General features: G+C 68.9%; 12 protein-coding genes. 9 read left to right on the forward strand and 3 right to left on the reverse strand.

From position 1 onward, the window contains the following. The first annotated feature begins 12 nt into the window (after positions 1 to 12). The 4 genes from zwf to ESD82_RS13910 all read left to right on the forward strand — a co-directional run bounded on the left by zwf (position 13) and on the right by ESD82_RS13910 (position 5,173). Positions 13 to 1,464, forward strand: coding sequence for a glucose-6-phosphate dehydrogenase (gene zwf, locus ESD82_RS13895; protein ID WP_024845544.1), 1,452 nt, complete (start codon positions 13 to 15; stop codon positions 1,462 to 1,464). Next, positions 1,461 to 2,135, forward strand: a complete 675-nt coding sequence (pgl, locus tag ESD82_RS13900; RefSeq protein WP_147428098.1) for a 6-phosphogluconolactonase — start codon at positions 1,461 to 1,463, stop codon at positions 2,133 to 2,135. Before zwf ends, pgl begins: the two co-directional genes overlap by 4 nt. 1 nt (position 2,136) lies before the next feature. After that, positions 2,137 to 3,741 (forward strand): glucose-6-phosphate isomerase, encoded by a 1,605-nt coding sequence (pgi, locus tag ESD82_RS13905; protein WP_147428097.1) that lies wholly within the window; start codon positions 2,137 to 2,139, stop codon positions 3,739 to 3,741. A gap of 142 nt (positions 3,742 to 3,883) precedes the next feature. Further along, a complete protein-coding gene (locus tag ESD82_RS13910; protein WP_024845547.1) occupies positions 3,884 to 5,173 on the forward strand; it encodes a PQQ-dependent sugar dehydrogenase in 1,290 nt (429 codons plus the stop codon). 13 nt (positions 5,174 to 5,186) lie between these two features. On the opposite strand, the gene ESD82_RS13915 is transcribed toward ESD82_RS13910, so the two are convergent. Next, positions 5,187 to 6,062, reverse strand: a complete 876-nt coding sequence (locus ESD82_RS13915; RefSeq protein ID WP_024845548.1) for a glycosyltransferase family 2 protein — start codon at positions 6,060 to 6,062, stop codon at positions 5,187 to 5,189. Further along, positions 6,059 to 6,688 carry a hypothetical protein gene (locus ESD82_RS21830; protein WP_167521767.1) on the reverse strand — a complete coding sequence of 210 codons (630 nt, stop codon included), beginning with the start codon at positions 6,686 to 6,688 and terminating at the stop codon, positions 6,059 to 6,061. The genes ESD82_RS13915 and ESD82_RS21830 overlap by 4 nt, the downstream gene beginning before the upstream one ends. Before the next feature lie 311 nt (positions 6,689 to 6,999). On the opposite strand from ESD82_RS21830, the gene infC reads away from it, so the two are divergent. From infC to ESD82_RS13940, 5 genes are all read left to right on the forward strand, one after another. Next, positions 7,000 to 7,452, forward strand: coding sequence for a translation initiation factor IF-3 (gene infC, locus ESD82_RS13920; protein WP_231486905.1), 453 nt, complete (start codon positions 7,000 to 7,002; stop codon positions 7,450 to 7,452). A 12-nt stretch (positions 7,453 to 7,464) separates the two neighbouring features. Next, positions 7,465 to 7,926 (forward strand): dUTP diphosphatase, encoded by a 462-nt coding sequence (dut, locus tag ESD82_RS13925; protein WP_024845551.1) that lies wholly within the window; start codon positions 7,465 to 7,467, stop codon positions 7,924 to 7,926. A gap of 22 nt (positions 7,927 to 7,948) precedes the next feature. Beyond that, positions 7,949 to 8,980 carry a HesA/MoeB/ThiF family protein gene (locus ESD82_RS13930; RefSeq protein WP_147428327.1) on the forward strand — a complete coding sequence of 344 codons (1,032 nt, stop codon included), beginning with the start codon at positions 7,949 to 7,951 and terminating at the stop codon, positions 8,978 to 8,980. Between the two features lie 29 nt (positions 8,981 to 9,009). Then, the gene (locus tag ESD82_RS13935; RefSeq protein ID WP_024845553.1) at positions 9,010 to 11,046 is read left to right on the forward strand and encodes a M3 family metallopeptidase; all 2,037 of its coding nucleotides are present in this window, start codon (positions 9,010 to 9,012) and stop codon (positions 11,044 to 11,046) included. A gap of 254 nt (positions 11,047 to 11,300) precedes the next feature. Then, positions 11,301 to 12,077: a class I SAM-dependent methyltransferase gene (locus tag ESD82_RS13940; protein ID WP_147428096.1), complete on the forward strand. Its 777-nt coding sequence runs from the start codon at positions 11,301 to 11,303 to the stop codon at positions 12,075 to 12,077. Between the two features lie 16 nt (positions 12,078 to 12,093). On the opposite strand, the gene ESD82_RS13945 is transcribed toward ESD82_RS13940, so the two are convergent. Beyond that, entirely contained in the window at positions 12,094 to 12,696 is a 603-nt protein-coding gene (locus ESD82_RS13945; protein WP_024845555.1) for an SH3 domain-containing protein, read from the reverse strand. Positions 12,697 to 12,707: the final 11 nt, after the last annotated feature.

Here is a 12,707-nt window from a genome sequence, read left to right on the forward strand (position 1 = left end):
GAGGAGGCAGCGATGGTTTCACGCATCATTCCGGTTGAGGATTTCGACCTGGTGATCTTTGGTGCTACCGGCGACCTGGCCCGGCGCAAGATCGTGCCGGGCCTGTATCGCCGCTTCGTGGCCGGGCAGGTGCCGGCCAGCGCGCGCATCATCGGCGCGGCCCGCACCCGCCAGGACGACGAGGCCTTCCGCGCCGAGATGCGCGCAGCGATCGAGGAATTCATCGGCCCCGGCCAGGACCAGGCGCAGCTTTCGGCCTTTCTGGACATGCTGGGCTATGTCGCCATCGACGCGCGCGGCACCGATGGCTGGGCCGAACTCAAGGCGCGGGTGCGGCCGGGGGTGGTGCATGCGTTCTATTTCTCGGTGGCGCCGGCGCTGTTCGGCGACATTGCCGAACGCCTGGCCGGCAACGGCATCGCGGATGCGGACAGCCGCATCGTGGTCGAAAAGCCTTTCGGCCGCGACCTTGCCACCGCGCGCGCGCTGAATGCGACGCTGGCCCGACATTTCGACGAGAACCAGATCTATCGGATCGACCATTACCTGGGCAAGGAAACCGTCCAGAACCTGATGGCGGTGCGCTTCGCCAATATCCTGTTCGAACCCTTGTGGAACGCGCAATATGTGGACCATGTCCAGATCACCGTGGCCGAGACGGTGGGCGTGGGCGGGCGCGGCGAATATTACGACCATTCCGGCGCCATGCGGGACATGGTGCAGAATCACCTGATGCAGCTTCTGTGCCTGATCGCCATGGAGCCGCCCTATCATTTCGACCCCGATGCGGTGCGCGACGAAAAGCTCAAGGTGATCCGTGCGCTGGAACCGCTCGCGGCCGAGGACATCGTGCGCGGCCAGTACATGGCCGGCCCCGATGGTCCCGGTTATCTGGAGGATGCCGAGAATCCGCTCTCGCGCACCGAAAGCTTCGTGGCGCTGAAGGTGCGGATCGCCAACTGGCGCTGGACCGGCACGCCCTTCTACCTGCGCACCGGCAAGCGGCTGCGCGCCCGCACCAGCGAGATCGTCGTGACCTTCAAGGAGCCGCCGCATTCGATCTTCGACGACGGCGGCACGCACAAGGCCAACCAGCTTGTCATCAAGCTGCAACCGAACGAGGGCATGCACCTGACCGTGATGATCAAGGAGCCGGGGCCGGGCGGCATGCGCCTGGTGCAGGTGCCGCTGGACATGAGCTTTGCCGATGCGCTGGGGGCCGAAGGCTCGGACATGCCCGACGCCTATGAGCGGCTGATCATGGACGTGATCCGCGGCAACCAGACCCTGTTCATGCGCGGCGACGAGGTCGAGGCCGCCTGGGCCTGGACGGACCCGATCATCGCCGCCTGGGAATCCGGCTCGAAGCGGCCCGAGCCCTATGACCCCGGCTCAAGCGGCCCGGAAGAGGCGTTGCGCCTGCTGCATCGCGACAACCGCCGCTGGAGGGAGATCCGGCCATGACGCTCGAGTTCATCGAATATCCCGACCGCGAGATGCTGTTTCTGTCGCTGGCCGACCGGCTGGCGGGGCAGCTGTCGCAGCACCTGCGGGTGGATGACGGCGCCAGCCTCTGCGTGCCGGGCGGCACCACCCCGGCACCACTTTACGACTATCTTTCGGGCAGCGAGATCGACTGGCCGCGCGTCACCGTGCTGCTCAACGACGAACGCTGGGTGGATGGCGAGCATGTCCGCTCGAACGGCCGGCTGCTGCGCCGCCACCTGCTCAAGGACAAGGCGGCTACGGCGCATTACATCGACCTCTATACCGGCGACGAGCGCCCCGAGGATGCGGTGCCGGCGCTTGCCGAGACCATCGCCCCGCATCTGCCGCTGACCGTGCTGCTCTTGGGCATGGGCACCGACATGCATACGGCAAGCCTGTTTCCCTCGGCTTCCGAGACCGTGCTGGCGCTGGCCTCCGACGCGCCCACCGTCATGGCAATCAACAGCGTGAAGGACGAGCCGCGGATCACCCTGACCGCCTCGGCGCTGAAGGGCGCGATCAACACCCATCTGCTGATCGCCGGCGCCGACAAGCGCGAGGCGTTCGAGCGCGCGCAGGGCCTCGACCCGACCGAGGCGCCGATCCGCGCCTTCCTGGGCGACATCACCGTGCATTGGGCAGAGTGAGATGACCGATATCTGGACCAGACTGACCGACCACCGCAAATCCCAGGGCGCGCTGCGGATCGAGGCGCTGTTTGACGCCGATCCGGCCCGCGCCGCCGCCTTTTCGACCAGCGCCGAAGGGCTGGTGCTGGACTGGTCCAAGACCAGCATCGACGCGCGCGCCCGCGACCTGCTGCTGGACCTCGCCGCGCCGGTTCCGGAACGCCGCGAGGCCATGTTCACCGGCCAGCGCATCAACGAGACCGAGGATCGCGCCGTGCTGCACACCGCGCTGCGCAATCTCGACGCCAGCGTCACGGTGGACGGCCGCGACGTGATGCCCGAGCTGCGCCGCACGCATCAGCGGATGCGCGATTTCGCCGCCGCCGTCCGCGACGGCAGCTTCCAGGGGCAGGGTGGCCGCATCACCGATGTCGTCAATATCGGCATCGGCGGTTCGGACCTCGGCCCGGCCATGGCCACGCGGGCGCTTTCGCCCTGGCATGACGGGCCGCGGGTGCATTTCGTCTCCAACGTGGACGGGGCGGACATTGCCGATACGCTGAAGGGGCTCGACCCGGCGACCACGCTGGTCATCGTCGCTTCCAAGACCTTCACCACCATCGAGACCATGACCAATGCCCGTACGGCGCTGGACTGGATGGCGAAGACCGTGGCGCAGCCGGCGGCGCAATTCGCTGCGCTGTCCTCGGCCACCGACCGCACCGCCGAATGGGGGATCGAGCCGTCCCGCGTCTTCGGCTTCGAGGATTGGGTCGGCGGGCGCTATTCCATGTGGGGCCCCATCGGCCTGTCGCTGATGATCGCCATCGGGCCCGAGAACTTCGACCGCTTCCTGGCCGGCGCCGCGGCCATGGACCGGCATTTCCGCCAGGCGCCGCTGGCGGAAAACCTGCCGGTAATCCTGGCGCTGGTCGGCATCTGGCACCACCAGGTCTGCGGCTACGGCACCCGTGCCGTGCTGCCCTATGACAACCGCCTCGGCCGCCTGCCGGCCTATCTGCAGCAGCTGGAAATGGAATCGAACGGCAAGCGCGTCGCCATGGACGGCAGCGACCTGACCCAGCCCTCGGGGCCGGTGGTCTGGGGCGAGCCGGGCACCAACGGCCAGCATGCCTTCTACCAGCTGATCCACCAGGGCACGGCGGTGGTGCCCTGCGAATTCATCGTCGCCGCCCGCGGCCACGAGCCAGAACTGGCGCATCATCACCTGCTGCTGGTCGCCAACTGCCTGGCGCAATCCGAGGCGCTGATGCGCGGCCGTTCGCTGGACGAGGCGCTGGACCTCATGCGTGCCAAGGGCCTGACCGGCGCGGAACTGGAGCGCCAGGCCCGCCACCGGGTCTTTCCCGGCAACCGCCCCTCGACCACGCTGCTGATCCCGGAACTCGCCCCCTACACTCTGGGCCAGATCGTCGCGCTCTACGAGCATCGCGTCTTTGCCGAAGGGGTGATCCTGGGCATCAACAGCTTCGATCAATGGGGCGTGGAACTCGGCAAGGAACTGGCGCTGAAGCTGGCGCCGCTGCTTGAGGGCAAGCCCGCCTCCGGCCACGACCCCTCGACCGAGCGTCTCGCGGGGCTGGTCCGCGACGCGCGCGGCTGAACGCTTCTCTGTTCCCCAAATACCCCAGGGACGGCGCCACCCGCGCCGCCCCCGCCGATTTGCTCCGGTCTCGACGCATTCCGGGATTGACCCGCGGCGCATCCCGATTAGCCTGCGGCTTGCAGAGACAGGAAGGAAAGCCATGGATCTTCTGGCCAGGGCGACGGCCGCCATCGGCGGCGCGATGGTGCTGATGCGGCGCATGGGCGCGCCGCGAATGGCGGCGTTCGGGCCAAGCCCCGCTATCCCCGAGGCGAAGAAACAGGGCATCATGACGCTGAAGATGCCCACCGCGCGGGGCTGGGCGCCGGACCAGCGGCCCGAGGCCGCGCCGGGCCTGCGCGTGGATGCCTTCGCCCGCGAATTGCGCCATCCGCGCTGGATCGAGGTGCTGCCCAATGGCGATGTGCTGGTGGCCGAGGCCCTGCAAGAGGCAAGCCCGCCGAAATCGCTGCTCGACCGCGCCGCCCAGGCCACCATGCGCCGCGCCCGCGCCCTGGGCACCAGCGCCAACCGCATCACGCTGCTGCGCGACGGCGACGGCGATGGCGTGGCCGAGACGCGCCAGGTTTTCCTCGAGGGCCAGCGCCAGCCCTTCGGCATGGCCCTGGTCGGCGATACCTTCTATGTCGGCAATACCGACGGCATCGTCGCCTTTCCCTATGCGCCCGGCGCGACGCGGCTCGACGGGCCGGGGCGCCGGCTGGTCGATTTCAAGCCGGGCGGGCATTGGACGCGCAGCCTGATCGTCTCGCCCGACCGCAAGCGGCTCTATTGTGGTGTCGGCTCGCTGACCAATATCGCCGACGAGGGCATGGAGGCCGAAGAGGGCCGGGCCGCGATCTGGGAACTGGACCTGGAGACCGGCCGCGCCCGCATCTTCGCCTCGGGCCTGCGCAACCCGGTCGGCCTGGCCTGGGAGCCCGCGACCGGTGCGCTCTGGACCGTGGTGAACGAACGCGACGGGCTGGGCGACGAGACGCCGCCCGATTACCTGACCTCGGTGCAGGAGGGCGGGTTCTACGGCTGGCCCTATTGCTATTGGGGGCGGATCATCGACGACCGGGTGCCGCAGGATCCGGCCGAGGTCGCCCGCGCCATCACCCCCGATTACGCCTTGGGCGGCCATACCGCCTCGCTCGGCCTGTGCTGGATGCCCGAGGGCACGCTGCCGGGCTTCCCGGACGGCATGGCGATCGGCCAGCACGGCTCGTGGAACCGCTCGACCCTGTCGGGTTACAGGCTGATCTTCGTGCCCTTCCGGGACGGCCGGCCTGCCGGCCCACCGCGCGACATCCTGTCGGGCTTTCTCTCCGAGGACGAGAAATATTCCTATGGCCGGCCGGTGGGCGTGGCCATCGGCCCGGACGGCAGGTCGCTTCTGATGGCCGATGACGTGGGCGACGTGATCTGGCGGGTCAGCGCCGCCTGATCCGCGGCCGGTCCTAGAACCACTGGCCGGGCTCCATCAGCCCCAGGTCCATCAGCTGCTGCGAGTTCCAGCGGAAGGGATGCGAATTGCGCCAGCGGAAGCCGCGGATCTGCCCGCGCGAGCCGGGATTGCGGGCCAGCGCCTTGGCCACCCGGAAGGACGCAACCGCCGCGGTCAGGTTATTGTGCCAGGGGCAGGCATAGGTGTTGTATTCCTCGACGTTGAAGCGCAGGTCCGGCAAGAGCCGCAACCCCGGCTGGCTGCGAAACAGCGCGATGCGGTCGATGCGGCGGCGGTCGGCGGGCAGGTGCTCCTCGAATCGCCAGCGCAGCCCGCCGTGGAAATCCAGTTGCCGTTCCTTGTGGCGCCCCTCGCGATCCATGCGGCCAAGCGCGTAATAGCCGGTGCGGTCGAACATCGCCTCGTCCAGGCTGACCGCATCGGGGAAACGCTCCAGGTCCGGGGCATAGAGATCGATGACATAGGTCAGCATCGCCCGCCGGCGTTCCTCGGCGTGAAAGGCCAGCATCTCGCCCACGCTGCGGCTTTCCGAGAAGGGATAGAACAGGAACTCGGCATTATAGCCGTAGTAAAGCCAGGTATCGGCGGGCGCCGCCGCGATCACCGCATTGACCGCTTCGACCGCCGCCTGGCCGCGGCGCGCATCGTGGCGCAGGTTGAGGATCCGTTCCGCGCCTTCCCTGGGCAGGACATGGGCGGGCAGCGGCTCGGGCGACAGCGCCAGGATCAGCCGGAACCCGGCGGCTAGGTGATGCGCCAGCGTCCTTTGCACCGCTGCCTGGTCCTCGATCAGCAAAAGCGCGACCGGCCCCTTGTCCAGCCGGCCGCGCGGCGCCGTCAGGAAATCCTCCAGGCTGGGAAAGCTCATGGCAGGGCAGCCTTGATCTGCGCCAGCACCTGCGCCAGCGCCGCCGGGTCCAGCGTCGTCCGCTCCAGCTGGGCCAGGAGTTCGGCCTTGTGCTCGGGCGTCAGCGCCGAGCCCTCGATCATGGCGCGCACCTTGGCGGCATCGAAGCCCTGCGGGGTCAGGGCGGCGTCGATCTGGACCGCTTCGCCCGCCGCCGCGCCGGCTTCGCGCGTGGCGCTGGCGGCCTCGCGTGCGGCGGTGCTGGCGGCGATGGCGGCGGCCTCGGCCTGTTCGGGGGTGGCATTGGCTCGGGCCGCGGCGTCGGCGGCGCGGTCGGCGGCGGCTATGGCCGCCTCGGCCGCCGCTTCGGCCTGGTCCGCGGCCGTACCTGCCGCGCCGACCGCCGCCTGTCCGGCCGAGGCCGAGGCTTCGGCCGCCGCATCCGCCGCGACGGCTGCCGCATCGGCCGCGGCATCGGCTGCGGCATTGGCGCCTTGCTGGGCGGCGGTCGGGGCGGCGGCGGGGGGCTCGGCCGGTGGAGGCGGCGCATTGCCAGCCAGCCGGGCCAGCGGATCGCCGCCGCTCCCCAGCCACAACCCGCCGAACGCAAGGGCAAGAATCACGATCACGGCCAGGAATTTCTGCATCGGTTTCTCCGTCAGGGCTGCGGCGGGTCGGCTCTTCTATGCCATGCTGCGGCAAGCGGGGAAAGCGTTCCGGCGACAGCAGCACGGCAGCGGCGCCGGCCACCATGGGAAAGCGCGCAGAACACCGGCCAAACCTTGGCGCGCGCAACCGAATCCGGTTGAAAATCCGCCTGCGCAGGACTATTTAACCGCCCGGAACCCCCGGCAATACAAGGAAGACAGCCATAGCCCGCAGACCGCATAACGCTCCGCCCACCCGTGACACCGGCCCCCGCGTCAACGAGCGCATCCGAGTCGCCGAAATCCGCCTGATCGGTCCCGAAGGCGAAAATATCGGCGTCGTGACACCCGCCCGCGGTCTGGAGCTTGCACAGGAAGCCGGGCTGGATCTTGTCGAGATCTCGCCGAATGCCACGCCCCCGGTCTGCAAGATCATGGACCTGGGCAAGTTCAAGTATGAACAGCAAAAGCGCGAGGCCGAGGCCCGCAAGAAGCAGAAGATCATCGAGATCAAGGAGATCAAGTTCCGTCCCGGAACCGATACCCATGATTACGACGTCAAGATGCGCTCGGTCATGAAGTTCCTGGCCGAGGGCGACAAGGTCAAGATCACCCTGCGCTTCCGCGGCCGCGAGATGGCCCACCAGCAGCTTGGGGTCGAGCTTCTGAACCGCGTCGCCGCCGATGTCGGCGAGGCGGGCAAGGTCGAATCCATGCCCAAGCTGGAAGGGCGCCAGATGGTCATGATGATCTCGCCGAAATAAGGGGCTTTGGGAATGGCGGCCGAGGTGACGATTCTGGTTCTGCGCGAACCGGGCGCCGATCCGGCGCTGCCGCTGCCCGAATACCAGACCCGCGGCTCGGCCGGCGCCGACCTGCGGGCCGAGCTGGGCGGGGGCGAGCTGCTGCTCGAACCCGGCCAGATCCGCCTGGTGCCCACCGGGCTGCGCGTGCAGATCCCCGAGGGCTACGAGATGCAGATCCGCCCCCGCTCCAGCCTGGCGCTGAAGCATGGGGTGACGCTGCCCAACACGCCTGGCACCATCGACAGCGACTATCGCGGGCCGCTGGGGGTGATCATGATCAACCTGGGCCCGCAGCCCTATGCGATCCGTCACGGCGAGCGCATCGCCCAGGCGGTGATCGCCCCCGTGACCCGCGCCGCCTATGTCATGGCCGAGGCGCTGGAGCAGACCGCGCGCGGCGAGGGCGGCTTCGGCTCGACCGGGCGGGGCTGAGCCCGTGCTGATCCTTTTCCTCATGCTTGCCGTGCTGGTCGCGGCGCGCCTGCTTGGCTGGCCGGAATGGCGCGGCTGGGCGGGGGTCGCTGCGCTGTGGCTGGCCGCCATTGCCGCGCTGGCCCTGGCGCCTGGCAGCACTGTTGCGCGGCTGGTCGGCGGCGATCCTCGGGTCTGGGGGCTGGCCGGCGGCGTGGTGGCGCTGGGACTGGGCTATCGTCTGCTGCTGCGGCAGTTGCATCGCCGCGCCGTCCCGCTGCCCGATCCGCCCGCGCCCGTGCGGTCCGGCCCGCTTTCGGACCCCGAGCTTGACCGCTATGCCCGCCATATCGTGCTGCGCGAGCTGGGCGGGCCGGGACAGGCGGCGCTGCGTCGCGCCCGCGTGCTGGTGGTGGGCGCCGGTGGGCTGGGGGCGCCGATCTGCCTTTATCTGGCGGCGGCCGGTGTCGGGCGCATCACCGTCGCCGACGACGATCAGGTCGGCCTGTCGAACCTGCAGCGCCAGGTGATCTTTCGCAGCGCCGATGACGGCCGCCCCAAGGCCGAGGCCGCGCGCGATGCCATGCTGGCGCTGAACCCGCATGTCGAGGTCACGGCGCTGAACCGCCGCATCGGGGCCGAGGATGCCGCCCTGGTCGCCGAACATGACCTGGTGCTGGACGGCACCGACAGTTTCGCCGCGCGCCGCGCAGTGAACGCGGCCTGCGCCGCCGCCGGCGTGCCGCTGGTCGCCGGCGCCATCGCGCAATGGGAAGGGCAGGTGACGATCTGGGATCCGGCCCGCGGTGCGCCCTGCATGGCCTGCATCTTTCCCGAGGCTCCGGCACCGGGCCTTGCCCCCGCCTGCGCCGAAGCCGGCGTCGTCGGTCCCCTGCCCGGCGTCGTGGGCAGCCTGATGGCGCTGGAGGCGATCAAGCTGATCGCGCGGGCGGGCGAGCCCCTGCGCGGCCGCATGCTGATCTTTGACGGGCTTTACGGCGAGAACCGGCTGATGAAGATATCGCGACGCGCCGATTGCACTGTCTGCGGCTCTGGACATTTCCGCGCAGGCTGAAACACTCGCCCCCGGAAAAGGAGGCTCGCATGAACCCCGAACTGACGCATTGGACCGGCCCCCTGGGCCTGCCGCGTTTCGACCTGATCCGCGACGAGGATTTCGACCCGGCCTTCGACGCCTGCCTGAAATTGGCCGAGGAGGCTGTCGAGACCATCGCCGCCAATCCCGCGCCGCCGGACTTTGCCAATACCGTCGCCGCGCTGGAGACGGCCGAGGAGCCGCTGAACCGGCTCTGCGCCATCTTCTTCACCCTGACTGGCGTCGATTCCAACCCGGCGCGCGAGGATCTGCAGCGCCGCATCGCCCCGCGCCTGGCCGCGCATGGCAGCAAGGTCAGCATGGACCCGAGGCTGTTCGACCGGGTCGAGGCGGTGATGCAGGATGCGGGCGGGCTTGCGCCCGAGGACTGCCGCCTGACCGAGCTGACCCTGCGCGGGCTGCGCCGGGCGGGCGCGGGCCTGACCGGCGCGGCGCGCGAGCGCATGGCGGCGATCCGCGAGCGGCTGGCGGTGCTGTCGACCGATTTCGCCCAGAACGTGCTGACGGACGAGCGCGACTTTGCCATGGGTGTCGCCGACGACCAGCTGTCCGGCCTGCCGGATTGGCTGGTCCGCGCCATGCGGGCGGCAGCGCGCGAACGCGGGATGCCGGGGCAGGTGGTGACGCTGAACCGCTCGCTGATCGTGCCCTTCCTGGAATATTGCGAAGACCGCGCCCTGCGCGAGGCGGCCTGGCGGGCCTGGTGCGCGCGCGGCTCGGGGCAGGGCGCGGGCGGGGCCGCGACCGACAACCGCCCCATCGCCGCCGAGATCCTGCAATTGCGCCACGAGCGCGCCCGGCTGCTGGGCTATGAGGATTTCGCCAGCTACAAGCTGGAGCCCGAGATGGCCCGCAATGCCGGGAATGTCGAGGCGCTGCTGACCCAGGTCTGGGCTGCGGCCAAGACCAGGGCCGAGGCCGATGCCGAGCGCCTGACCGCGATGCTGCGCGAGGACGGGGTGAACGGCGTGCTGGAACCCTGGGACTGGCGCTTCTATGCCGAGCGCCGGCGCAAGGCCGAACACGATCTCGACGAGGCCGAGGTCAAGCCCTATCTGACGCTGGAGGCGATGCTGGGCGCAGTCTTCGACACCGCGCAGCGCCTGTTCGGGATCGAGATGCGCGCGTTCACGGCGCCGCTCTGGTCGCCCGATGCCCGCGCCTGGGAGGTGACGCGGGACGGCCGGCGCATGGCGGTCTTCGTCGGCGATTACTTCGCCCGGCCCGGCAAGCGGTCGGGGGCCTGGTGTTCGTCGCTGCAACAGCAGCACAAGATCGGCGCGGGGCAGCGGCCGATCGTCACCAATGTCTGCAACTTCACCCCGCCCGAGGCCGCGGGCGCGCCGGCTTATCTGTCCTGGGACGATGCCCATACGCTGTTCCACGAATTCGGCCATGCGCTGCACCATATCCTGTCGGACGTGTCCTGGCCCTCGATCTCGGGTACCTCGGTGGCGCGGGATTTCGTCGAGCTGCCCAGCCAGCTTTTCGAGCATTGGCTGGAACAGCCCGAGGTGCTGGACCGCCATGCCCGCCATGCCGAGACCGGGGCGCCACTGCCCGCGGCGCTGCGCGACCGCATCCTGGCGGCCGGCAATGCCGACCAGGGCTTTGCCACCACCGAATATCTGGAAAGCGCGCTGGTGGACCTGGCCTTTCACCGCGGCGCGCCGCCCGCCGACCCGATGGCGCGGCAGGCCGAGGTGCTGGCGGAACTGGGCGCGCCGGCCGCTATCCCGATGCGCCATGCCACGCCGCATTTCGCGCATGTGTTTTCCGGCGACGGCTATTCCTCGGGCTATTACAGCTACATGTGGTCCGAGGTGATGGATGCCGACGCTTTCGCGGCCTTCATGGAAAAGGGCGATCCCTTCGACGCCGAAACCGCGTGCCGGCTGGAGCAATGGATTCTTTCCAAGGGTGATTCCCGGCCGGCCGACGAGCTGTGGCTGAAGTTCCGCGGCCGTACCCCCGGCGTCGAGGCATTGCTGAAGGGACGCGGGCTTTTGTCCGAGGCCGGCTGACCGCGGCTTGCGCAGGATGCGTTTCGCCGGACAAGGGCTTGCGCGAATCCGCCGCCGGGCGGCGATCCGGCGGCCGTGGCGGCCGATGTCACAACTGCAAGGCAATATGACCTGGAGGCTGATCGCCGCCAGGTCGGCATCAACCCGTCCATTCCGGCAGGAAAGGCGCCAATTTCTTGATGGCCCGGCTGCACCGGCCTATCCTTCCCGTGCAGTTTCTGGAATGTAGGCGGTAATCTGTCCGGGAGGATGGCATGCAGGTTTTCAAGGCAGCCTCGATGAAAAGCGTCGATGAAGTGCCGATCGACAAGATGGGACTTCAGCATTACTTCGCCAATTACGAAAAATATATCGGCCCCCTGCGTATGCAGCCGCTGCGATTGCTGGAATTGGGAATAGCGCGGGGCGATTCGCTGAGATATTGGGAATCCTGGCTGCCGAACGCCGAAATCACCGGGCTGGACATCAATCCCTGCTCGGCGCGCTTCGAAAGCGGGCGGGTGCGCTGCTATGTCGGCGAACAACAGGACAAGGCGCTTCTGGACCGGATCGCGGCGGAACGGGCGCCGCAAGGTTTCGACGTCATCATCGACGATGCCTCGCATGTCGGGCAATTGTCCCGCATCAGCTTCTGGCATCTTTTCGAACACCACCTCAAGCCGGGCGGATATTACTTTATCGAGGATTGGGGCACCGGTTATTGGCGGCAATATCCCGACGGCAAATCCTATCGTCCCCGGCCGCCCCGGCTTTCCCCGCATGAACGGCTGCTCGACAGGTTGCATCGGTCGCGGCCGGTGCAGGCGGTTTATCCGCTGGGCAAGCTGACCGGCTGGATGCGCTGGCACCTGGTGCGCCGGCGGTTCCACGGCCATGACCGCGGCATGGTCGGCTTCGTCAAGGAACTGATCGACGAATGCGGGGCCGAGGACATGACCCATCCCGATTTCGGCACCGGCACGCCACGCGCCTCGCGCTTTGCCTGGATGCGCGTCTCGCTGGGCCATGTGGTGATCCGCAAGGCCGGCTGACCTGCCGGCACGGGTTTCAGTCGCGGATCTCGTCGGGATCGACGCCCCAGATCGTGGTCTTGGGCACCCAGCCCTTTTCGCCGCCGCCCGAGACCCGGCACCAGTCGGGATTGCATTCATGCAGCCGGACGATGGCGCCGGCCTCGGCCCGCGCCACCACCTCGGCGCGCGGCTCGGGGCGGGCCTGCAGGTCCAGCATGTCCTTGGTCACGATGGCGGTGCGCACGCCCGACAGCAGGGAATAATGCACCCAGCCGCCGGCGCCGTCCTGGTCTTCGACCCGGCGCCAATGACCGAACTCGGCCACCACGCGCAGGGGCATGCCGGCATGGCGGAACACCCAGTCGATGCGATGCGACAGGCTGGGACCGCGCCGCGCATTGCCCTCGCTGCCCTTGAGGCTGACATAGCGCGGCAGCGGCAGGTTGGTGACAGAGCCGCGATTCGGGTCGCGCCGGCCGTCCTGGTGGCGGCTGATCGTCGCATCGGCCGAGAGGCCGGGGATCTGCTTGGCATCCAGCGTCTCGCCCGGATCGGTGGCTTGCGCCAGCGCCGCCGATCCCAAGCACGCCCCCGTCGCCAGTATCGCGGCGCCAAGCCAGACCTGTCCTTGCTTCATCTGCCCGTCCT

The organism is Paracoccus pantotrophus (genome assembly GCF_008824185.1).
GTDB classification, from domain to species: Bacteria; Pseudomonadota; Alphaproteobacteria; order Rhodobacterales; family Rhodobacteraceae; genus Paracoccus; species Paracoccus pantotrophus.

Bases quoted from the DNA above. Each gene is read 5' to 3' on its own strand.
- zwf (WP_024845544.1), top strand. From the start codon at position 13: ATGGTTTCACGCATCATTCCGGTTGAGGATTTCGACCTGGTGATCTTT.
- pgl (WP_147428098.1), top strand. From the start codon at position 1,461: ATGACGCTCGAGTTCATCGAATATCCCGACCGCGAGATGCTGTTTCTG.
- pgi (WP_147428097.1), top strand. From the start codon at position 2,137: ATGACCGATATCTGGACCAGACTGACCGACCACCGCAAATCCCAGGGC.
- ESD82_RS13910 (WP_024845547.1), top strand. From the start codon at position 3,884: ATGGATCTTCTGGCCAGGGCGACGGCCGCCATCGGCGGCGCGATGGTG.
- ESD82_RS13915 (WP_024845548.1), bottom strand. From the start codon at position 6,062: ATGAGCTTTCCCAGCCTGGAGGATTTCCTGACGGCGCCGCGCGGCCGG.
- ESD82_RS21830 (WP_167521767.1), bottom strand. From the start codon at position 6,688: ATGCAGAAATTCCTGGCCGTGATCGTGATTCTTGCCCTTGCGTTCGGC.
- dut (WP_024845551.1), top strand. From the start codon at position 7,465: ATGGCGGCCGAGGTGACGATTCTGGTTCTGCGCGAACCGGGCGCCGAT.
- ESD82_RS13930 (WP_147428327.1), top strand. From the start codon at position 7,949: ATGCTTGCCGTGCTGGTCGCGGCGCGCCTGCTTGGCTGGCCGGAATGG.
- ESD82_RS13935 (WP_024845553.1), top strand. From the start codon at position 9,010: ATGAACCCCGAACTGACGCATTGGACCGGCCCCCTGGGCCTGCCGCGT.
- ESD82_RS13940 (WP_147428096.1), top strand. From the start codon at position 11,301: ATGCAGGTTTTCAAGGCAGCCTCGATGAAAAGCGTCGATGAAGTGCCG.
- ESD82_RS13945 (WP_024845555.1), bottom strand. From the start codon at position 12,696: ATGAAGCAAGGACAGGTCTGGCTTGGCGCCGCGATACTGGCGACGGGG.